Annotated in this window: 4 protein-coding genes; all 4 read right to left on the bottom strand. The window is 51.6% G+C overall.

The window, feature by feature from the left end; genetic code table 11:
- Window positions 1-6: 6 nt before the first annotated feature.
- Genes R2Q26_RS05450 through R2Q26_RS05435 form a run of 4 tightly spaced genes read right to left on the bottom strand, consistent with a single transcriptional unit; the run spans window position 7 to window position 25,336 of the window.
- Window positions 7-11,973, bottom strand: a complete 11,967-nt coding sequence (locus R2Q26_RS05450) for a non-ribosomal peptide synthetase (protein ID WP_317535345.1) — start codon at window positions 11,971-11,973, stop codon at window positions 7-9.
- A gap of 6 nt (window positions 11,974-11,979) precedes the next feature.
- On the bottom strand, window positions 11,980-15,312 hold the full coding sequence (locus tag R2Q26_RS05445) for an amino acid adenylation domain-containing protein (RefSeq protein WP_317535344.1): 3,333 nt from the start codon (window positions 15,310-15,312) through the stop codon (window positions 11,980-11,982).
- Window positions 15,313-15,353: 41 nt separating this feature from the next.
- Window positions 15,354-20,036, bottom strand: a complete 4,683-nt coding sequence (locus tag R2Q26_RS05440) for a type I polyketide synthase (RefSeq protein WP_317535343.1) — start codon at window positions 20,034-20,036, stop codon at window positions 15,354-15,356.
- A 2-nt stretch (window positions 20,037-20,038) separates the two neighbouring features.
- A complete protein-coding gene (locus tag R2Q26_RS05435; RefSeq protein ID WP_317535342.1) occupies window positions 20,039-25,336 on the bottom strand; it encodes a non-ribosomal peptide synthetase in 5,298 nt (1,765 codons plus the stop codon).
- Window positions 25,337-25,406 lie beyond the last annotated feature (70 nt).

The following is a 25,406-nucleotide window of genomic DNA, read 5'->3' as shown; positions in this document are numbered from 1 at the left end:
ATTGGGCTATTGTTCTGCCATAGCTGAGGTTAGGTTATCAGATACGTCTGAATCATGCGTAATTTGTTCGAGTTCAGACCTGATTCCCAACAATAAGGATTCAGACCTCACAATATAAAAATGATCGGCTTCAATCTCAACTGAGCGAATCTCGGCAGGTTTGATTTGCTGCTCAAGCGCCTGCCGATCATTTACCTCACGTGTCGTTGCCCACCAGCACGTTGTTTGGCATTTCAAAGGACGCAGTGCGCTGGTTTGCAACGACAGTGTTTTTAAATGGCGGGCAACGAGAAAGATATTTGCCAGTTCCTCCGTACCCATCTCGGCATAACCTTGCATAGCCGTTTGCCCATTCATTCGGCTTTCAGCTTGCCTGGTAGCTAGCACGCTTTCCAATAAATCGACGATGACCTGCTTTGACACCATTCCCGCAGATTGGCTGGATAACTTTGTCTGAAGTGCAACATTGGACGTCACTCCAGGAATCGCCACCGAAACAAAATCGAGAAAATCCAGCTGCCAATCATCTTGCTGCGGTGATTCAGTTCCGGGTATGTAGGGATCGATCAGGCCCAGAAACGCAACCGTCTGCCCAGCTGCTTCCAGCAACGCGGCAATCATGGCAGCCAGCGTCCCGCCCAATGACCAGCCCAGCAAATGATAGGGTCCTTCCGGTTGAACAGCGCGAATCATGCTGCAATAGTCTTCTGCCATCTGGTTCAAGGAGATATCGCGATGCGTAGGATCGGCAAGCATGCGGCAAGGTAAACCATAGACGGTCCTCTGCCCTTGCAAGCGCTGAGCAAGCGGCCGGTAATCGAATACCGTGCCTAAACCGGCATGCAGGCAGAACAACGGTTGAGTTCTGCCATCGTCCCCCCCTTGGTTGAGCATCAATAGTCCATGATTGGGTTGCGATCGTTTATCCAAACCAAGTAAGCTGGCGATGGTTGGTCGTTGTATCAAATCCCTTAGCTTGAAATCCAACTTCACCTCGGTCAGGCTGCGCATGCGTGCCATCACCTTCAGACTGGATAGAGAATCGCCGCCAAGTGCAAAGAAATTGTCCGTTTCTCCGACACGTTCAACGCCTAGAACTTCCTGCCATATGTTTGCGATCAATCTGGCTTCTGGTGTCGAAGGTGCTTGATAATGCGCTCCCGGCAAATAATCGGGCTGCGGTAACGCTTTGCGATCGAGCTTGCCACTCGGTAAACGCGGCAAGTTGGTAAGTGTCATAAAATGGGCGGGCAGCATGTATTCAGGCAGTCGCTCGCTCAGTGATTGTTTGAGTTGCGTGATCAAGTGCTGCGATGATTGCTTTGTCGCATCTTCTTTGGTAGGAACGATGTAGGCCACCAGTTGAGCGCCGCTTGTCCCCTGGTGAACCGCCACAGCCACTTCTGCGACACCGGTTGCTTCACGAATACGGGCCTCGATTTCACCGAGCTCGATGCGAAACCCACGTATTTTTACCTGATGATCCGCGCGGCCGATATATTCGATGTTGCCATCCTCCAGCCACCTGACCAGATCACCCGTACGGTAAAGGCGGCCACCCTGTTCGTCGAAAGGATCAGCGACGAAACGTTCAGCCGTCAGACCAGCTCGTCCCAAATAACCGCGTGCCAGCCCATAGCCGCCAATGTAAAGCTCGCCCATGATACCCATCGGCACGGGCTGCATATCGCCATCCAGCACGTACACGGCGCGTTCACCTACTGGGCGTCCAATCGGCGCATAAGCGCATTCGAAGCTGTTGCTGGCATCGGTTTTCCAGATCAAAGGGGTAACGACCGTTTCGGTGGGGCCATAGCCATTGATCAGGGTTCGCGGCCGCAACGTCTGGCGAATCAAGTCATAGGATGCCTTTGGCATCGCTTCGCCACCAAAGACATAGAGCTCGACCGGCGGCGGGTCGTTGCGCGGTACGGCCCATTCCGCAACCTGACCAAGATAGGCGGGAGGAAAGGCAGCATTGGTAATACCGTAATGACGCAAAGCATCATAGGTCTGTTCAGCAGTCCATAATTCCTGATCGCGTACTGCAAGCCCTGCCCCTACCGTCAACGCGGTCAGCCAGCGTTCATGCGCGCCGTCGAAGGAAAAGGACATGAAAAGCAGCTCACAGGAGCGAGGCGTCATCTCGTAAATGCGCGCAGTCGCCTGGCAGTGCATGGCAAGTGGGCCATGCGTAACTGCCACCCCTTTGGGCAACCCGGTTGATCCTGAAGTGTAAATCACATAAGCGAGATTGTGCTCATACACTGGTATCTCGGGATTCGATGCCGGCTCAGCCTCAAGCTCGATCGCATCCATGACAAGCACAGGTACAACTGTATTGAATACAAGCTTGGCGCGTACCTTGCTTTGCGTGATCAACAACGATAAGGCGCTGTCTTTCATCATGAACAAGAGTCGGTCAGTCGGATAATCCACATCAAGCGGGACATAAGCTGCGCCCGCCTTGAGAATCGCGAGCAGCGTTACGATGACATCGAGAGAACGTTCCATCGCAACGCCGACCCGGATCTCCGGTTTGGCGCCCAGCCGGATCAAGTGGTGCGCCAGCTGGTTTGCGCGCCTGCTCAGTTCTGCATAGGTCACTTCTTGTTCGCCCATCAAGAGCGCGATAGCATCCGGTTGGTGCGCTGCATTGTGTTCGATCAGACAGTGAACGGGTTGACAGGACTGTGACCAACTTCCAATTGTCTCCTCACCGCCACGTAGTAATAGCAGGTGTTCAAGTCTCTCCTTGGCGAGCCCCCTCAATTCTCCCACCGCATGCTGCGGGTAAGCCATCATTTCCCGCATCAGGCATTCCATGTGGCTGCGCAATTCGATTACAAATTCATCGGTAAAATCATGGCAGCCATAAGCATATTCGATCTCCAGCGTATCCCCGATCGTCACTTGCAAATCCATGGCATAGCCGGTCAGCCCTTTGCCGGCAATTTCGCCGAAACGCAGACCATACAATTCATTGCTGCGCAATGACGCATCGATCGGATAATTTTCAAAAACGACAATACTATCGAACAGCGGTTGCCCTGGAAAACCTGCCCATCGCTGAACATCGGCGAGTGCACTATGTTCATAATCACGCAACCGGGCATTTGTTTGCTGCAACGACTGTAAATATTCATTTACCGTCAATTCGCTGCGGCGCGCCACCGGCACCGGAATCATATTGATAAACAACCCCAGAATCTCGTCTGCTCGCGGCAGGCTGGGCGGACGCCCGGCCACAGTTGCACCGAAGATGACAGTCTGTTTTCCGGTGTAGCGTTGCAATAGCAGCGCCCAGGCTGCCTGGACAAAGGTATTCAAGGTCACGCGCGCTTGCTGCACAAAGGCTTGCAAACGACGGGTTTCTTCTGGGTTCAAGCGTGTATAAATCTGAGCAAAACCAGATCGACTCTGATTTTTTACTGTCTTCGCGACCGATTCTGCTAACAACGTCGGCCCTTCAGTGTTACTGAGTTCGGTTTGCCAAAAACGCTGGGCTGCTTGACTGGTTTGCTTAGCCAGCCAACGCACATAAACGCCATAACCTGGCCCAATCGGAGGTAATGTTTCACCGTTATAGCAACGCAGCCAATCACTGATCAGTATAGAATCGCCCCAACCATCCACCAGGATATGGTGTTTGGTCCAGATCAACTGATGGCGTTTGTCGTCTAGCCGGATCAAGCTCAAGCGTGCCAAAGGAGGATGGAGAAAATCGAATTCCCGCTTCAGCTCCTGGTCAGCATAGGTAACGATGCATTCTTCTAGATTATCCTTATCTTGCCAATCCAACTGGATCACTGGCGCCTCGCTTTGCTTGAAGATAATCTGTAAAGGACGTGCCAATCCCGCGCGCCATAAGAACCCCGTACGCAACACAGGATGGCGGGCAATCATGGCCTGCCAGGCTTGTGCCAGCCGCGGAGCATCGAGACCCTCGACTTCGACGCTGATCTGATTCACATATAATCCAGTGCCAGGTGCCTCCAGGGTATGAAATAGCATTCCTTCCTGTGTTGGCGACAACGGGTAGATATCCTCGACGTCATCATTTCCAAAGGGTAATGTCGACAAGAGGCTTTCATCGAGGAAATCTTCTAGAGACGCACGCTCGAATAAAGGGGCCAATGAAGTCGCCTCTATCACTGATTCCGACAAGGGCTCAGCGACTGATGCGAGCGCAGCGATTGTTTGCCGTTCAAACAGTTGGCGTGGTGTGATTTTCCAGCCTGCGCGTCGCGCCTGAGTCACAATCTGCAAACTGAGGATGGAGTCGCCACCCAGTTCGAAGAAATTATCATTGCGCCCTACCCGATCAATACCCAATACTTCTGCCCAAATTGCCGCCAACTCTTCCTCTATTTTCCCTTCGGGCGCTTCATATTTATCATCGCTGACAAATTCCGGTTCAGGCAAGCGTTTGCGATCCACTTTACCGTTTGCATTCAGCGGGAGACTTTTCAGTACGACAATTGCCGAGGGCAACATGTAATCAGGCAGGGTTTGCACAAGCGCTTCACGCAATTCGCTAGTTGTCACCGCACTGCCTGCTTGCAATGAAACATAGGCTACCAGCCGCGTGCCGCTCGGCCCCTCCTTGGCTACTACCACCGCTTCCCTCACGGCTGGCTGGTGCAGCAATTGTGCTTCGATTTCGCCTAATTCGATACGGAAGCCTCTGATTTTGACTTGATGATCTACCCGCCCGAGGTATTCAATCTGGCCGTCCAGGCGCCATCTCGCCAGATCACCCGTCCGGTAAAGCCGGCCACCCTGGTCATTAAACGGATCGGCGACAAACCGCTCGGCTGTCAAACCAGGTTTGTTGCGGTAGCCACGTGCGAGCAATTCGCCCCCGATATACAGCTCTCCCGCTACGCCTGGTACCACAGGCATCAGCTGAGCATCGAGCAGATAAATATGACGTGCGGGCAGCGGCTTGCCGATAGTGACCACCGGCTCCTGATCGTGGCCCTTTGCAACTCCTGCATCTTCACCACAGTCAGCAACGGTCACCGTCACGATCGCTTCGGTGGGCCCATAGGTGTTCAGCAAAGTTATTCCCGCTAGACCAGCTTGCCGCCAAGCCTTGATGCCTTCGGGCGACATCGCTTCGCCTCCTGCATGCACTTGCCGTAATACGCCATAGTCACGCGGCCCTTCTCTGGCAAAATCCTGCACGAGCAAAAACCAGTAAGCGGTGGTCAAATCAGCGACTGTAACGCGCTTATCGATCAGTTCCTGGTAGAACGTTTCACTGTCCCAGAGTGTAGTGCCGCGTAACACGATCGCGGCGCCAATACATAGCGGTGGAAAAAGTTGCTCGATAAAACCATCGAAATTGATGGTGGAAAATTGCAGCATGCGATCACTGCTGCTTAGCTTAAAGAACTCAACAGCGATCAGCGCATGCTCAACAAGAGCATGGTGTGCAACAGCTACGCCTTTGGGCTGACCGGTAGAACCCGAGGTATAGATGATATAAACCAGGTGCTCGCCATGTAGCGTGACAGCGGGATTATCCTCGGGTGAATCGGTTAAATCCAAGGTATCCAGCACCAGCACGTTACCTGAAGCAGGACGAGGAATTTTTGCCTCGATGGCGCGCTGAGTTAGCAGCAGCTCGATAGCACTATCTCTCACCATCTGACTCAACCGTTCTCTTGGATAATCTGGATCCAGCGGCACATACGTGCCCCCTGCCTTGAGAATCGCCAGTAGTCCGACGATCATATCGATCGAGCGCTCCACCGCAATCCCGACCCGACTTTCGGGTTGAATGCCCATTGCAATCAGCCGGTGCGCCAGCCGGTTCGCCCGCCGGTTCAGTTCCGCATAACTGAGTTCGGTATCATTAAAAATCAGCGCAGCCGCTTCCGGACGCACCAAAGCTTGTTGTTCGAAAAGGCGGTGGACGAGCTCGACCGATGTAAATCGCTGTTCATTGATCCCCCACGTCTTGAGTTGAACCTGCTGTGCTTCGCTCAAAAGAATAAGATCGCCTAGCCGCTTGGCAGCACTTTGCATGATTTCACGCAGAAGCTTCTCCACTTGCGCCGCGATGCCATTGACAGTCACTTCTGAAAAATACTTACAATCGTAACTGTAGTTCAGATTAAAACCATTGCTCTCAACGACCGAAACAGTCATTGGATAATTTGTTTCCTCGCGCCCTCGCACGTTCGTGATCACGAGCCCGCCGGGTGTAGAGTGCTTGAAAGCTTCATCGAGGGGATAGTTCTCAAAAACCAAAATGCTATCGAATAATTCCTGTAACCCTGCCCAGCGCTGGATTTCGTATAGCGGTGTGTGTTCATGTTCGCGTGAAGCCAGATTCTGCGCTTGTAAGACACGCAGCCATTCCCCCACCGCAAGCTCTGGTTTGAGTTCAATCTTCACAGGTAAGGTATTGATGAACAGTCCTAGAATCTGATCTGATCCTGATAAATCTGCCGGTCGACCGGCGACAGTCACCCCAAAAGTCACCCTATGCTGACCCGTATAGTGACCAAGCAATAAAGCCCAGGTTGCCTGCACGAGGGTATTGACCGTAACTCGTTCCTGCCGGGAAAAATGAATCAACGCTTCGGTAAACTCATGATCGAGTTGGCGTGCGACTTCCTGGTAACCTTCATTGGTTGATGGAGATGCAATTGACCCAGCTAACTTGGTGGGCTCGTTGAATTGACTTAACCACGCCTGCCAATAATCCTTTGCTGCTTTCCGCTCATGCCCCTGCAACCATTCGATGAAATCCCGATAACGGGCGCGTGGTGATGAAGGGAGCGCGCCGCCATACTGCCGCAACACTTCACCTAGCAATTGGGAAGTGCTCCAGCCATCTATTAACAAATGATGAATCGTCATGATGACGTGATAGCGATCATCAGCCAGGCTTACCACGGCAATACGCATAAGCGGCGGTTTCATCAGATCGAAACCTTGCGCATGTTCCGATTGCGCAAGGTCATCGAGCGCTTGTTCCAAGGACGCCGCAGAAAACATCGTGCGATCACGCCAATCGATGATGACGAAAGGAAGCTCAGCTGTTTTGGCGACCCACTGCAAAGGAGTACCGCCTTCTTGTAGGAAACCGGTACGCAATATTTCATGCCGGTCGATTGCAGCCTGCCAGGCACTTCTGAAACGCTCTGCCGACAAATGCTCGATATCCGCTCTGAGTTGACTGAGGTAAACGCCGCCATCCGTATCGAACACGCTATGAAACAGGATACCTGTCTGCATCGGGGAAAGCGGATAGAGATCCACAAGCTGATCGATGGGAATGGGTAGGCGATCCAATTCATCCTGCGTAATACGAGTCAAGGGAAAATCAGAAGGTGTGACTGCACGAATGTCTTGTGTGCAATGGGCAATCACGGATTCAAGCTCGGCCATGAAAATACGAATAAACGCCTCAATGCTCACTCGCGTATAACGAGCTTTGCTGTAGCTTACTTCCAGGCAGAGTCTACCTTCGTAAATATGACTATTGATCGATAAATCATGTGGTTGCTGCGCATCCTGATCCATCAAATCGCCAATAGGCTCACTGGCCAATTGCCAGGGAGTATCCGATTCAAAACTGGTATCGAATTGCCCCAGGTAATTGAATACGACTTGCGCTTTAGGCAAGCTGGCCAGGATTCGTTGCTGTGCTTCAGTTCCATAATATTTGAACAGGCCATAGCCTAATCCTTTATGCGGTAACTGCCGCAAGCATTCTTTGATGCGCTTGAGTCGCGTAGCTAAATCGCCTGTTGGATCAAGTACCACCGGAAATAGAGAGGTAAACCAGCCGATCGTCCTGGAAAGATCGATATCAGAATAAAGATCTTCCCTTCCATGACCTTCAAGGTCGATCAAAATTTTCTCATGCCCGCTCCATTGGCATAGCGCACTACCCAATGCAGTAAGCAGCAGATCGTTGACTTGCGTACGGTAAGCTGCTGGCGCGTCCTTGAGCAAGGCCTGCGTGTTCGCTTGATCGAGTTTCATGGTCACGCGATCGATGTGCAGCATGGCGTTTGAGCCTTCCGGGTAATCACATGGAAATGCAACAGGAATGTCCGCCAGATTCTGCCAATAAGCAAACTCGGCTGCATGCGTGACGGGAAAATGCTGAAGCCGTTGGGTCCAGATGGCATAATCGGTCGTCGCCTCAGGCAAGACGATCGTTTCATTGCGCGCCGCCTGATCATAAGCCGCTTCGAGATCTTCCAGCAGGATCCGCCAAGAAACCCCGTCGACCACCAGATGATGGGTGATCAACAACAAACGTTGCGTACCGTCAGACATGTCGACCAGCAATGCGCGCAGGAGTTGCCCTTCGTGCAGATTCAGGCTGCGCTGCGCTTTGTTGCATAATGCGATGAATTGTTCACTATCAGCCGCGTCACGCTCCCACAACACATCGTGCGCAACTTCCTGCATCGCTGCGCCCCTCGCGCGCTGTAACCATTGACCATCCACTTGTACGTCATAACAAAAGGAAAGCGCCCGATGGCGCTGCACAATCGCTTGCAATGCCTGAGCGAGCCATACCGCTTGTAACCGTTGGCGGCTTTTCAGCAATACTGCCTGATTCCAGTGGTGCTGCGCAGGAATGGATTGTTCAAAAAAATCGAGCTGAATCGGCAGCATAGCAATAGGCGCTGTGGTATCCAGCAAACCATCCTGTTGAGAGATAGTTTTAGCAATTTCCTCCACCGGTTTGACAACACTTGCCAGCGCAGCAATGGTTTGGCGTTCGAACAATTGCCGCGGCGTGATCTTCCAACCTGCACGGTGTGCCTTGGTCACAATCTGCAGACTGATAATGGAATCACCACCGAACTCAAAAAAATTATCGTTCCGCCCAACTTGGGAGATGCTAAGTACTTCTGACCAGATAATGGCCAATGCTTCTTCCACTTCGCCTTGTGGTGCCTCATAGTCACTCACACCTACAAATTCCGGCTCGGGCAGCAGCTTGCGATCGACTTTACCGTTTGCATTGAGCGGCAGGTTCTCCAAAACAACGATTACAGAGGGAATCATGTAATCCGGCAAAGCTTTCCCTATCGATTCGCGCAACCCAGCGGTATCTGCCGTGCTGCCTGTATGCAGTGAGACGTAAGCCACTAGCCTCGCGCCATGAGAGGCTGCCTTCGCGATCACCACGGCTTCTCTTACCGCCGGTTGTAGCAGTAGTTGCGCTTCAATTTCGCCCAGCTCGATGCGAAAACCCCGTATCTTGACCTGATGATCCAATCGTCCCAGGTATTCGATCTGCCCATCCGCCCGCCACCTCGCCAGGTCCCCCGTGCGATAAAGCCGTCCTCCGTTCTCATCAAATGAGTCCGCCACAAACCGCTCCGCCGTCAGGCCAGGCCGGTTCAGGTAACCGCGCGCAAGTCCCATTCCTCCAAGATATAGTTCACCGGTCACGCCTCGCGGAACCGGCTTCATTTCAGCGTCAACAATATAAGCGGTGCGGTCACCAACTGGTGAACCAATGGGCAGATAACCTGAATCAAACTGCGTTCCAGGATAGGCTTTAAAAATCAGCGGTGTGATCACTGTTTCGGTAGGACCGTAGCCATTGATGATACGCGGCGGATGAAGAGTCTTTTGGACAAAATCAAAGCTGCTGCGGCTCATCGCTTCACCTCCAACCGTGTAGGAGCGAATCGGTAGGTTCGTGCCAGCACTGCCGGTAAATTCCGCGAGCTGCTGCAAATAACCCGGCGTAAAGCAAGCAACCGTAATGCGATGTTTGGCTATCTCGGCAACCGTGCGATCAGCAGACCACAGCTCGTTGTCTCGCGGCATTAATGTGGCACCAAAGGCCAGCGGCACCAGCCAGCGTTCATGCGCGCCATCAAAATTGATCGAGGCAAATTGTAATTCGCGATCGGTTGGTGCCATGCCGTAAAGCTCGCCAATCGATTGCACATGCATTGCCAGCGGCCCATGCGCCACGCCTACTCCTTTAGGTTTCCCAGTGGAACCAGAGGTGTAGATGATATAAGCCAAATGTTCACCATGTAGATTCACTTGCGGATTATTTTGCGGCCAACCCGATAAATCCAGTGTGTCCAGCTCCACAACAGGACGCCCTTCCGCATGAGGAACCCGCTCTCTGACATGGCTTTGCGTCAGCAGCAGATCAATTGCGCTGTCCGCTACCATGTGATTCAGCCGCTCCCACGGATACTCCGGATCCAGCGGCACATACGCCCCGCCTGCCTTGAGCGTCCCTAGCAATCCAATCACCATGTCGATCGAGCGTTCCACCGCGATCCCTACTCGACTCTCCGGCTTCACTCCCAGCGCAATCAGATGGTGCGCTAACCGGTTCGCGCTAGAATTCAGTTGCGTATAACTGAGTTCCATTTCACCAAAAATAAGCGCGGTCGCATCAGGCCGCTCATTGACTTGCCGTTCGATCAGTCGATGCACCGGTTCTGTATTGCCATAGCGCCGTTCGTTAACCCCCCACCTTTTTAGCTGTTCCCATTCTGTTGGGCTCAATAGCGTGATATCACTCAGACACCGCTCTGGGTATTCAGCCAGTTGCTCCAATACTCTTTGATAGTGTTCACTCAGTTGCCTGATCGTGTTCGGCTCAAATAACTCGGCGGCATAGGTAAAGCGTGCGTCAATTTGCCCATTTGGCCTCTCCACTGTATCCAGAGTCAACTCAAACTGTGCACCCCGTTCGCCGAGTTCATATTCTTCGACAGTCAGTCCGGGCAGTTGCTCGAGTGCATAATAATCCTCGCGCAAGTGATTGAACATAACCTGAAATAGGGGATTCTGATTTAAGCTTCGCTCCGGCTGCAACGCTTCGACCAGCTGTTCAAACGGTAGATCCTGATACGTCTGAGCACCCAGCGCAGCTTCACGGGTCTGCTCAAGCATGCTGCTCAGCGTCATGCGTCCGTCAATACGATTACGCAATACCTGGGTATTCACGAACAGACCTACGGCATGTTCTACTTCCTCCCGGTGACGGTTGGCAATCGGCACGCCCACGCGAATATCGTTTTGCCCAGTATAGCAATGGAGCAACGCCTGAAAACCCGTCAGTAATGCCATAAATAGCGTTGCTCTCTGATCCTGCGCCTGGCGCTGCAGGTGTGCTACCAGTGCAGCCGGTAATACAAAATCGTGTTGTGCCGCACGGTAATTGCCGGTTGATGAGCGTAGGTGATCGGTCGGTAATTGCAGCGCCGGATGCGTTTCTCCCAATTGGCTGCGCCAATAGGCTAACTGCCGTTCTTTCTCCCCTGCTTCCAGCCAGTTGCGCTGCCATAGCGCATAGTCTGCATACTGGATCACAAGCGGCAGCAGCGAAGGCGTCAATCCTGCAACTTGTGCACGATAATGCGCGGCAAATTCATCGATAATGATGCGGTTGGACCAAGCATCCGAGATGATGTGATGCATCACGACCACCAGATGATGCTCTTCTGCCGCAACTCGTATCAATGCTACACGCAATAGCGGCCCTTTTGTTAGATCGAACGGCGTGGTATTGATCCGCATCGCTTCTTCATGCGCCTGCTTTGCGCGCTGCGCAAGCGGTAGGTCGCACAAATTGATTAGAATCAGTTCGAATTTTCCTTCCGCATCGATCTTTTGCTGCGACAATCCTTCTTTGTTAACCTGAAAAACCGTGCGCAACGATTCATGACGTGTTACCAATGCCTGGAAACTTGCCTGCAAGGCTTCAATATCCAGCTCCCCACGCAAACACAATGCACCACTCAAGTGATACGCCGTACTTTGCGGATCTAATTGCCATAAAAACCAGTGCCGCTGTTGTGCGTAGGAAAGAATATGGCGTTTTTCACTTGGTTGTGGAACGATAGGTAGAAGAGAAAAATCAATACCTCGTTCCTTCAATGCGCTCAGAAATACCTTCTGTTTTTCGGAGGAAAGAGTGGAAAACCGCTCAGCAATATCTTGTTTATTCAATTCTAATTAATTCTCCAGTAAATCGAGTAATTTAGACATTTCAGATAATTCACCCTGCTCCCTGGCTTCCCTGGAAACCAGCGTGTATTTTTCCTGTATCACTCCTGCAATATCTCTCAGCACAGGCTGCTCAAAAAATACCCGCAAGGGCATGGAAATGGATTGACTTAGCTGCAGTTTCTGTTGAACTTGCAGAACGGCAAGAGAATGCCCCCCGAGTTCGAAGAAATGATCGTTGCGCCCTACTCGGCCAAGACCTAATACTTGTGCCCAGATCGTCGCTAAGGCTTCCTCAATTTTCCCTTCAGGCGCTTCATATTTCCCTTCGCTGACAAATTCCGGCTCCGGCAAGTGCTTGCAATCCACCTTGCCGTTCATATTCAAGGGGAGACTGTCCAGTACCACTATCGCCGAGGGCAACATGTAATCCGGCAAGGTTTGCACAAGCGATTTACGCAATTCGCTGGTCGTCACCGCACTGCCTGCTTGCAGCGAGACATAGGCCACCAGCTGCGTACCGATTGGCCCTTCCTTGGCTGTTACGACAACTTCTCTTACTTCCGGCTGTGCCAGCAGTTGTGCTTCAATTTCGCCTAATTCGATGCGGAAACCTCTGACCTTGACCTGATGATCCACTCGTCCGAGGTATTCGATTTGTCCATCCGACCGCCACCTGGCTAGATCGCCTGTCCGGTAAAGCTGGCCTCCTTGATCATTGAATGGGTCGGCAACAAACCGCTCCGCCGTCAGTCCTGATCTGTTCAAATAACCGCGTGCGAGGCCAACACCGCCAAGATAGACTTCCCCTACCACACCTTGCGGTACCAGTTTCATTTCCGCATCAAGGATAAAGAGTTGTGTTGCGGCTATCGGTGCGCCAAGCGGATTCGTTCGGTGCTCGACTTTGCCTATAACTGACCAAATAGTTGTTTCTGTGGGGCCATACATATTCCACAGTTCGACATTCAGTGTGCTCAACTGATCAACCAAATCGATAGGCAGTGATTCTCCACCGCATAGACATTTAAAAGGACGCTGATTCTCTTCTTGTGAGACTTTCCATTCACTTGCCAGCAATACGCGCCATCCGGCTGGGGTGGACTGGAGAACGCTTGCCTGATGAGTCTGGAGCAATTGCGCAAGGATCGATCCATCACGTCTCGCTTCCTGCGGTGCCAGCACCAGCCGCGCGCCTGCATTCAGAGGTAGATAAATCTCCAGACCAGCAATATCGAACGAGAGTGGAGTGACAGATACCAGGGTATCTTTGGATGTCATACCCGGCGATTCAAGCATGCTCGCTACGAAATGACTCAATGCATGATGGCGCACCATCACGCCCTTAGGTTTGCCGGTAGAGCCGGAGGTATAAATGATATAGGCCAGATGCTCGCCATGGAGGGTGACAATCGGATTGTCTTCCGGTGAATCTGCTAAATCTAGTTTATCAAGTACCAGAATATGACCTGTAGCTGGACAAGGAATTCTTTCCTGGATGGCACGCTGGGTCAGCAGCAGCTCGATGGCGCTGTCTGTCACCATGTGATTCAATCGTTCCCGCGGATAATCCGGATCGAGCGGCACATAGGCTCCGCCCGCCTTGAGGATGGCGAGCAGCCCCACGATCATGTCGATCGAGCGCTCCACCGCAATCCCCACCCGACTCTCCAGTTTTATCCCTAATGCGATCAGCCGGTGCGCCAACCGGTTTGCGCGCCGATTTAGTTCCACATAGCTGAGTTCGATATCGCCAAAAATCAATGCGATCGCTTCCGGACATGTCATCACTTGGCGTTCAATCAGGCGATGTACGGGTTCGATGTTTGCATAATGTCGGTCATTGACTCCCCATGCCTTCAGCTGAATCTGTTCTGCTTCGCTTAACAGAGTAACATCGCCCAGGCACTGCGCAGGCTGTTCCGCCAATTGCTCGAGCAATCGAAGATAATGCTCACCAAGCCGTGCGATAGTCTCTGCTTCGAACAGTTCGGCTGCATAGGTGAAGCGCGCACTGAATTGACCATCCGCTCGCTCCAGTGTGTCCAGCGTCAATTCAAACTGAGCACCCCGTTCCCCGAGCTCAATTTCCTCGACAGTCAATCCCGGCAGTTGCTCCAGCGCACGATAATCCTCACGCAAATGATTGAACATCACCTGAAATAACGGAGGTTGGTGCAAACTGCGCTCAGGTTGAAGGGCTTCGACCAGTTGCTCAAAAGGCAGATCCTGGTGACTTTGTGCGCCCAGAGCGACTTCACGTACTTGCTCGAGCATCTTGCTCAGCGACATGCGTCCGTCGATCTGGTTACGCAATACCTGCGTATTCACCAGGCAGCCAACCAGCTTTTCGGTTTCCAGCCGGTGACGGTTAGCGATTGGCACGCCCATCCGTATGTCGCTTTGCCCGGTATAGCGGTATAACAACGCCTGAAAGCCTGTTAACAAGCCCATGAAGAGCGTGGCCCCATGCGCCTGCATCTGCTGCTGCAGACGTGCCATCAGTGGAGCAGAAAGCACGAAATCATGCTGGGCGGCCCGATAACTACTTGTTGATAAGCGCGAGTGATCGGTTGGTAAGTGCAACACAGGGTGTGCTTCGCCTAACTGGCTACGCCAGTAAGCCAATTGCCGATCTTTCTCGCCCGCTTCCAGAAAGTTACGCTGCCAGAGCGCATAATCGGCGTATTGGATGGAAAGCGCTGGCAGCGCAGCAGATTGTCCCTCACTATGGGCACGGTAACACGCAGCGAATTCGTCGATGATAATGCGATTGGACCAGGCATCCGAAATGATGTGATGCATCACCACTACCAGATAGTGTTCCTCGGGTTCGATCCGGATCAGTGCCACACGCAATAGCGGACCTTGGGTGAGATCGAATGGCGTGGTATGGATGCGGATCGCTTCTGCCCGTGCGCGTGCTGCCCGCTGCTCAGCCGGTAAATCGCTCAAATCGATCACCGTCAGTTTAAATTGGCTTTCCGCCTGAATAATCTGCTCAGGCAGGCCTTGCGCATTGGCACGGAACACCGTGCGTAGCGATTCATGTCGTGCAACCAGTGTTTGGAAACTGTCTTCCAGTGCTTGCCGATCCAGCTTGCCCCTCAGTTGTAATGTACCGCCTAAATGATAGGCCGTACTGTGCGAATCCAGCTGCCATAAAAACCAGTGCCGCTGTTGTGCGTAGGAAAGGTATACAGGTTTCCCCGCCTCTCGCCGCGGAATGGTAGATTCTTGCCGTACCTGGCCTCTAGCTGTCTGGAGCCTCTGTGCTAATCGTTGACGCTGTTCCGGCGTAAGACGTGCCCGCCGTTGCGCAAGATCGTTGTTGTCTGTCATAAAGAATATTCTTTGAGTTATGCATCAATACGGAAGACTGCTTATGAACATTCGATTTCATCGAGCAGTTTGGTTTCAACTAATGCTGCCAAACTCGCGATAGTAGGTGATCTGAAGAAATCGGCTGGATGTAGATCAACGGAAAAGCCGGTTCGGATTCTGGAAAGAAGTTGTACCCCCAGCAGCGAATCACCGCCTAATTCAAATAAATTATCGTCCACGCCAATGGCATCGATTCCCAGCAAGCTTTGCCAAATCTCTGCAATGCTCGTTTCCAGCTCACTTTCTGGGGATTTGAATGCCGTTGGCAACGCCGGTCTCGGAAACCTTCCTGTCTTAATGGGCGCCGCAAAAGCAAACGGTTGCGCGACCAAATCTTGCTGTGTTTGACTCAATCGGGTATGCAAATCGATCGTTGAAACGATCACTTGAGGGAGATGCGAGCCGTTCACGATACGCTCGAACACTGCTGCGCCTGCTTGCGGGGCAATTCCTATGCCCTCTGGCATGTCCATGTTTGCGGCCATACCAACTTCCCGCCAGCTGTCCCAATTAACTGAAATGACCGGATAGGCAAATTCACGGTAAGCGGCACGCGCCACCGCATCCAAGTAAGCATTGGCCGCACAATAATCGATCTTACTGAGTCCACCTGCGATCGTAGCAAGCGATGAGCATAACAGCATGAAATCGAGTGGATCATCCTTGAAAACTGCTTGCAGAACGCGCATTCCATGCAACTTGGGCGCAAATACTCGTGCAATCGCTTCATCCGATTTCGTAGAGATTAATCCACTGCTGACTTCACCCGCGGCATGGATCACACCATTGATCGCACCGAAAAACTGCCGCACTTGCGTCACTGCAGTCTGTAACTCACTCGGGTTGGCCACATCCGCATTCAAAACTAACACTTGGGCACCTAGTGCTTCCAGACGCATCACTTTCTCTAACTTACTGCGTAGCGAGTTGTCCTCGTTGACCATGGACAGAACTTCCTGCCAGTTTTCTCGCGCAGGAATAGGAGAACGACCCAGCAGTACCAGTTTAGCTTGCTGGGTACGGGCCAGATACTCAGCGATCGTCAAGCCGATACCGCCTAATCCGCCAGTGATCAAATAAACCCCTCCCGATTTGAAGCGGTTAGCAACCGTTGCGCGAGGTTGCAAGGTTTCGAAACGTTGTATCCATCGGTGCGGTCCTCGAAATGCGACTACAGCCGTTTCATTATCCAGTTGCGACTCGGCAAAAATCTGTTGAGCCAGACGCATGCGACTCATACTTTCCCGATCTCGCAATTCGATATCGATCAAGCGGCAAGCAAGATGCTCGTATTCCTGAGGAATGACTTTGTATGGCCCATAGAGCAGCGCCTTAGCTGGGCACAGCATTTCAGTGCCGGTAACATCCTCCAATTGGTCGGTCACTATCGTAATACTGATTTTCTTACCTGATGGAAGTAACGCTGGGGTAGCTTCCAGCGCTCTCGCAAGAAAAAGCAAGCTATAAAAATTGCTGTTCAGGCTTTCTGCCTGGGTACTGGCCTCCTCCTCCGCACTCAAACTCCAAAGATAAAAAATATGACCGATCGTTTTACCTTCTTCGCGTATCGTTTGTAGTAATTGGTCAAAATCACGAGGATTTTTCGGAAAAATCTGATAGTGATGTGAACTTTCTCGCTGGAAAGTGGTACCCGCAAAAACTACGATAGGTTCAATCCCGAACAAACGCAAATGACTAGCCAGCGCTTCCCCTACTAAATGTTCATTGCTAAATATCAAATAAGCATCGGCTTGTTCCGGATGAAAACTGTCAAAGTCAATTTGCTCAATTTGCTCAATTTGCTCAGCGCGCTGCCAGGATGGTACGTAGAGCCATTCATTTATTGAACATGCATCAGTTTGTTCCCGTCTCTTTGCTGCTAAAGTCTGCTGCACACCGACTTTTGATTCGGATTGCTCATCATCGGCTTTGATCCAGTAGGATTGGCGCTCAAAAGGATAGGTCGGTAACGGTACGCGATATCGACGTTCATGCGCATAAAAATGCTTCCAGTCGATAGTCAACCCGTTTAACCATAACTTACCAAGCGCAAGATATAAGTGCTTCTGCGCCGATTGCTTTTTATTGGGATGGGGTAAGGATGACAAGATAAGTTGCTCGGGTTTTGCCAACGGATGACGTTGTGCGAGCGTTGTCAGCGTTTCTCCCGGTCCAACCTCAACTAATACTTGCGTTGGATCAGCCAGCAATGTGCGCAGACCATTATTAAAGCGCACCGTCCCACGCACATGCTGCCCCCAGTAGTGCGCATCCGTCGCTTCCTGAGATGTAATCCAATCACCGCTCAAGTTAGAGAAAAAAGGAATTTTAGGCGGTTGACGCTTAACCTTGGCCACCTGCTCAATAAAAGCTGGTAGGAGGGGTTCTACCATGTGCGAATGAAAGGCATGTGAGACATGCAGTCTTCGGTAGTCGACGTCATGCGCAGCCAAATTTTTTTCAGCTGCTTCGATCGCCGCAAGTGAACCGGACAATACACAAAGTGCCGGTCCGTTGATGGCTGCCAGATCACATCCCTCGAACTGGTAGGATGCAAGTTCTGCTTCGGACAGCATGACAGCCAACATGGCACCCGTTTCCATTTGCTGTAACAAACGCCCGCGCAAGGCTACCAAACACAGCGCATCCTGCAAAGAAAATACACCTGCTAAACAAGCAGCTACATATTCGCCCACGCTATGACCAATCATTGATGCAGGCTGAATACCCCATGACATCCACAATTGTGCTAATGCATATTCAATAACGAACAAAGCAGGTTGCGTGACTTCGGTCTGTTCGAGCCGTGATGAAGCTGCCAATCTATTGGCTTCATCTGCGCCTGGGTACAGGATGGCAAGGAGGTCAAAATCAAGGTGCGGTCGCAACAATTGCAGACAGTGATCGAATTGCTGGCGGAAGACAGGTTCCTGCTGATAAAGATCCCGCGCCATTTCGATGTGTTGCGCACCTTGCCCTGGAAATAAAAATGTTACAGGCCGGTGCTCGACTACATTGTGTTGAACAAGAAAGCGGTCGCTCTCCCTATTTTGCCTGTTTTGCCTGTTTTGCCTGTTTTGCCTGTTTTGCCTGTTTTGCCTGTTTTGCCTGTTTTGCCTGTTTTGCAACAGTGTAATGGCATCCTCGTGATCATGACAAAGCACAATTGCTCGCTGAGCAAACTGTTTTCTTCCGACCTGCAACGTATAAGCGACATCGGCTAATGGCTGCTCCGTATGGCTTTCAAGATGTTGCTGCAATCGATTTACGGCTCGTTCCAATGCTTCCTGACTACGCGCCGACAACATGAGCAGCTGCCAATCACGCGATGCACTCGAAGGTACACGGCCGGGCGCTTCCTCGACAATCATATGCACATTGGTGCCACCGATACCGAACGAGCTGACTCCTGCACGGCGCGGTGTCGAATGTTCTGGCCAAATTCTGCATTCGGTATTGACGTAAAAAGGACTGGATGCAAAATCGATTTGCGGATTGGGTTGCTCAAAATTCAAGCTCGGAGGCAGCATCCGATGTTTCAATGCAAGGGTTGTCTTGATCAGACCAGCTACCCCAGCAGCCGAATCGAGATGCCCCACATTGGTCTTGACCGAGCCGATGGCACAAAACCCGCGCTGATCAGTACTTTCACGAAACGCCTGTGTCAAAGCTGCGATCTCGATCGGGTCACCGAGCGTGGTGCCAGTCCCGTGCGTCTCCACATAACTGATCGTATCGGCAGAAATGCCAGCAATGGCCTGAGCAGCGAGGATCACTTCTGCTTGCCCTTCTATACTCGGGGCGGTGTAACCCGCCTTGGCTGAGCCATCGTTATTGATCGCCGATCCCTTGATCACCGCATGAATGGTGTCCCCGTCTGTTAATGCATCCGTCAGCCGCTTCAATACTACGATGCCGACTCCACTGCCAATTACTGTTCCTGCAGCCTTGGCGTCAAACGCTCGGCAATGCCCATCTGGTGAAAGAATGGCGCCGGGTTGATAGTGATAACCATCTTCATGCAGCAAGTTAACCCAAGCGCCACCTGCAATGGCGATGTCGGTCTCATGATTAAGCAGAGCACGGCAAGCGACATGCGTTGCGGCAAGTGAAGTGGAACACGCGGTTTGGACGGTAATCCCAGGTCCGCGTAAGTTGAGCTTATACGCGACAGTCGTCGTCATGGAATCCTTATTATTACCATTCATCAGCCCCTGCAGCGAAGAAATATCCTGCTTGTCCATTCTGCGCCCACTCGATAGCAAATTAAGCAGTAAATAAGTATTCACGCCACATCCGGCATATACGCCGATTGGATCGGTATACCGCGAAGGATCATAGCCGGCGTCCTCTAAAGCTTGCCATGCCACTTCCAGAAAAAGCCGGTGCTGCGGATCGGTCTCCGCAGCTTCCCGCGGGGTATAACCAAAAAAAGACGCATCGAAGCAATCGATATCATCCAGCTGAGCAACTGCTTTTATGTAGTGAGGATCATTCAATACCTCAGCTGGCACACCGCGTGCACGCAGTTCTTCATCGCTCAAAAAAGTAATGGACTCGACGCCCTCTCGCAGATTGCGCCAAAAAGACTCGATCTCGTTCGCGCCGGGGAAACGGCATGCCATTCCAATGATTGCGATATCAAGTTCTGCATCTTCCAGTATTTCTTCAGGATTATCCATCACTATATCCTCTCGTGTTTCCGTTGAATGAAAGCGCCACGTTGCCGCTGCGCACGCGCCTGGTGGCGTGACAAGGAAGCGGCATCTGCCTTCCCTTGACTCAGAAATTTCGCCAGGCTGGCAACAGTGGTGTATTTGAACAAATCGACCATGGCAATCTGCCTAGCTAAATGTGCTTCCAGCTTTTGCTTGATTTTGATCAACAGCAGCGAATGCCCTCCCAAATCAAAAAAGTTGTTGTGCAAGCCAACTTGAGGCATTTCGAGGGCTTCAGCCCAGATTTCCGCAATCGTTCTCTCCATCACATTGACTGGTGGATCGTAATTGGGCTTGTCATACTGTTCAGGGGAAGGTAGCGCCTTCCGGTCTAGCTTGCCGTTCGGATTAAGAGGTAACGTATCCAGGAAAATAAACAGGCTGGGGATCATATAATCAGGCAGCGTAGTGGCCAGTGCTGTTTTTAATAGCGATGCGCTTAGTTGCGTCTCATCATGGGGAGCGACATAGGCAACCAACCGGAAACCGTGATGCCCTTCCTGAGCAATTACTGCAGCTTCACGCACTCCTGCCTGAGCGAGCAAGCGCGCTTCAATTTCACCCAATTCGATACGGAAGCCACGCAGTTTGATCTGATCATCGAGGCGGCCGAGATACTCGAGTTGTCCATCATCACGCCAACGCACCCTATCACCTGTCCGATAAAGACGGCCCCCCGCTTGATCAAACGGGTCAGCTACAAAGCGCTCGCTTGTCAAGGCGGGGCGATCGAGATAGCCGCGTGCCAATCCTGTCCCGCCAATATAGAGTTCACCGACTGTGCCTGGAGGCACAAGATTGAGCTCAGCATCGAGCACATAGAGAGTGCGTTCACCAACCGACCGACCGATCGGCGCGAATTCGCCCATCACTAGCATTGACGCTTTCTCATGAGGCTCATCAACCCACGCTGTCGGCGTAATCACTGTTTCAGTTGGACCATAAGCATTCACTAAACGAGCATGCTGAAATAGTGCCCGGGTAGCCATCACGTCAGTGGCATACCAGGCTTCACCGCCGGCAATACAGGTACGAATCCATTGCCGATCACGCTTGATCTGTGGCAGTAACATGCGCAAATAAGCAGGAGGAAGATGCAGAATCGTGATCTTGTGGCGTTCGATCAACTCAATGAAACCCTCTCCAGTCAAATCATGGACCGAAGAAAGTGCCAACGTCGCCCCTTCGGTCAACGGCGCTATCCATTGTTCTGCTGCCGCATCGAAATTCATTGAGAAAAACATCAATTCACGATCACCCGGCTGAACAGCATAGATTTTTTTGATAGCTGCCAAATGCATGGCAAGCGGGCCATGAGAAACAGTCACTCCCTTGGGCCGACCAGTCGACCCCGAGGTATAAATCACATAAGCGAGATTGTCGCTATGCAAGGCGACATCAGGATTAATTTCACTGGCTGAACTCAGATCGAGCGTATCAAGTTCAAGGATCTGCACTCCTTCGCGATAAGGCAGTCGTTCGCTAAGATGAGATTGAGTTAACAACAGTCGGGTGCCACTGTCTTCAATCATATAAGTAAGACGTTCATTAGGATACTCAGGATCAAGCGGTATATAACCAGCCCCTGCTTTCAGAATAGCCATAAGCCCTATAATCAATTCGACGGAACTTCGTTCGAGCGCAATACCTACGCGCATTTCGGGTTTGACACCCAAGCTGATGAGCCGATGGGCGAGCCTATTCGCCCGGCGATTGAGCTCGGCATAACTCAGCTCGATATCACCTGAGATTACCGCAGTCATGTGCGGATATATATCTGCCTGGCGTTCTATCAGATGGTGAACCGGTTGATTGATCGATGAGATTTGCCTATGGCCACCCCATACTGTGAGTTGCTGTTTATCAGTTTCATCCAGCAAATCGATGTCACCGATGGCAATGGTTGGTTGGATTGACAGATCCTGCAAAATCTGTAGATAGTGGCGCGCCAGACGTTCAATCAGAACAGGATCGAACAGGTTAGACGCATAAATGAAGCTGGCGGACACACTTCCATCGGGCAATTCAACGGTTTCAAGTCTCAGTTCCAACTGGCCTGCCTGCTCGGGGAGGATGTAATCGGCAACTGCCAGTCCAGAGTATTGCTGCAAGCTACGGTAGTCTTTCTGTAAATAATTGAGGGTAGTTTGAAACAGTGGACTATGACGCAAATCTCGCTGAGGATGCAGTGCTTCGACCAGTTGTCCGAAGGGCAAATCCTGGTAAGCCTGGGCATTGATCGCATCCTCCCGCACCTGATCTAGAAGCTCGACAAGCGACATACGCCCATGCAATTGACTTTGCAAGACCTGCGTATTGACGAAGAAACCGATCAAGCTCATTGTTTCGATACGGTGACGATTAGCAACGGGTACACCGACGCGAATAACCTGTTGTCCTGTATGACGAAATAACAATACCTGAAACGCGGCCAGTAGCGCCATAAACAGTGTTGCTCCGCGATCAAGCGTCAATTGGCGAAGTTTTACCAGCACTGCTTGCTGCAGATCGAAACTATGGCGTGCTGCCGGGTAGCTCGTTACAGGTTGCCGTACGCGATCAGTTGGCAGTGTTAAAACCGAATGTGATTCACCTAAGTAACTTCGCCAGTAAGCGAGCTGCCTTTCCTTTTCGCCTGCTTCAAGCCACCTTTGTTGCCAAACCGTGTAGTCCACATACTGGATGGGCAATTGAGCGAGCTGAGCTGGCTTTCCTTGGATATACGCCTGATAATAAGCTGCAAACTCGTTCAACATGATTTGCATGGAGACACCATCGGCAATAATATGGTGCATGACAATGACGAGGATATATTCGTGCTCCGTCACCCGAATCAACGCCACCCGCAGCAAAGGGCCTTTCGTCAAATCAAAGGGCATCGAAATGATGCGTTGTGCTTCCGCAGCGGCTTGTTCTTCACGCTGCAAAACATCCCAATCCAGCAAATCGATATCCGTTATTGCGAATGGCGATATCGGTTGTATCACTTGCTCGATCACGCCTGCCGTACTGATACGAAATAGTGTGCGTAATGATTCATGCCGTTCGATCAATGCCTGAAAGCTCGCAAGAAACGCCTGTTTATCCAACATACCTGACAACCGCAGAGCATGCTGAACGTGATAGGCCGTGCTGTCAGGATCGAGTTGCCAAAGTAACCAAAGGCGCTGTTGGCCATAGGACAATGGCAGGCAATGGTGGTCATCCTGCATAGGCATAAGGCGACACATATCGGTTTCCCGGGAGGCCGTCTTCAAGGACGCCAAACGCTTAATTTCCGTCGCACACTCATGCAGTCGTGGGCACTGAAACAGATTGCGCGGAAGGAATGGAATCTGCCAGCGATCTGAAATGCGCGCCACAACTTGTACAGCCGTCAGTGAATTGCCGCCTATCGCAAAGAAATGATCTTCCCGTCTCAATCCCGTGCGATGCAACACAGCCTCCCAAATAGCTGCCAAAGCAAGTTCTGTTTCATCTTCCAACAGGTGGGGGAGCGGTTTGCTGCCACCGAGCACAAATTGACCATATTCGCAGATGGCGTAAGCATCCAGTGTACGTTCACGCCAACCTTGACGGCAGGCTGTCCGTTGCAACTTGCCACTCGATGTTTTGGGAAGTGCGCCGGGGTTCAACAGCACCACCACGGACAAAGATTCATGACAACTGGTACTCACCACCTCGCTAAGCGCTGTCACTAGGGCTTCAGCCGAAACAAGTTTCTGCATGTTGCGCGACACCTCCACTGCAACACCGATCCCTTCCCCTTCTTCTCGCTCAACTGAAAATGCCGCAACCCGTCCTTTACGCACGGCTTCGACCTCTTCCTCAATAACTAACTCAATATCCTGGGGGTAAATATTTTGTCCACGGATAATGATGAGATCCTTGAGTCGCCCCATGATGTATAACTGGTGTGCATGGATAAAGCCCAAATCACCGGTACGTAACCAGCGTGCACCTTTGTGATCAGTAAAGGTTTCTGCGGTTTCCTGGGGACGCTGCCAGTAACCCTGTGCGAGACTGAGTCCATCCGTCCAAATTTCGCCGACGTAGCCATCTGCCAGCAAAATCTGCTTTTCAGGGTCCATGATTTTTACCGAATGATTGGAAGCAGGAAAACCACAGGCAACAATCGGGATACCTTGCGTCACTACCTCTGCTTGACCTTGCGCAAGCTTGTCGGCTGAAAATTCATGCACTTTCATACCTTCTCCACGCACGCCGCCCGTCACGAACAGTGTCGCTTCAGCCAAACCATAGCAGGGATAAATGGTACCGGCTGGAAATCCAATTGCACTGAAACGCTCGACAAAAGCACGCATTGTGTCTCTGCGCACAGGCTCTGCACCCGAGAAGGCAACGCGCCAGGTCGATAAATCGATCCCCTGTAATTGCGAGCTTCTCACACGCTCGACGCATAACTGAAAAGCGAAATTGGGTGCGCCACTTACTGTGGCGCGATAGCGTGAAATGACTTCTAGCCAGCGTACAGGGCGTTCGATGAAAAACTGCGGCGACATGAGTATTGCCGGAATTCCCCGATGTAACGGCTGCAATAGCCCGCCAATCAATCCCATATCATGGTAAAGCGGCAGCCAACTGACAAAGATATCGTCCGCGCCGATCGACATGCCTTCTTCGAAGGCTCGGGCATTGAACATCAGGTTATGATGACTGACCATCACGCCTTTGGGTGTAGAAGTCGACCCAGAGGTATATTGCAGAAAAGCGATCTCATCTTTCTCCGGCATGCGCTCATGCCATGCGGATGCCTTACTTAGCGCATTATCTTGCATGATCGTGTCGACCGCCAGAATATCAGCGTCCGCCAATTGCGTAATCTCTGCCTCGCTGATCAGCGGTACAATTTCGCTGGTCGTCAGAATGCATCGCGCCTTTGCATCGGTTGCAATCGCGAACAGCCTTGTCAGATGTTGCTCCCGTATCGATTCGGGTGGAAAAACGGGTACCGCGATCATCCCTGCATAAAGACAGGCAAGAAAACCGATCACGTAATGCTCATCGTTATCCATCAACAATAGCACTCGATCACCTTGCTTGAATCGATCCTGTAAAACTGCGGCAACGGCCCTGACATACAAATCGAGCAAAACATAATCAAACTGTTTGTCAATGAGCGTATCTCCGTTCGCACTTACTACGATCAAAGCAGGGTCTGCCGCTCTCTCACGCGCGAGCGTTTGCAGATGGATCACAATATTGTCAGGATAACTGCGAGAAGGAATCAGTCTTGTATTCATGATTAACACTTAAAATAAATGCATGCTTTACTGAAAAATTTTTAACCCAGCCTGGTATTGCGTACTTCAT

It is taken from the genome of Nitrosomonas sp. Is37, from assembly GCF_033063275.1.
Taxonomy (GTDB): Bacteria; Pseudomonadota; Gammaproteobacteria; order Burkholderiales; family Nitrosomonadaceae; genus Nitrosomonas.
The sequence above is the reverse complement of the archived record's forward strand: the minus strand, read 5'-3'. Positions and strand labels throughout refer to the sequence as shown.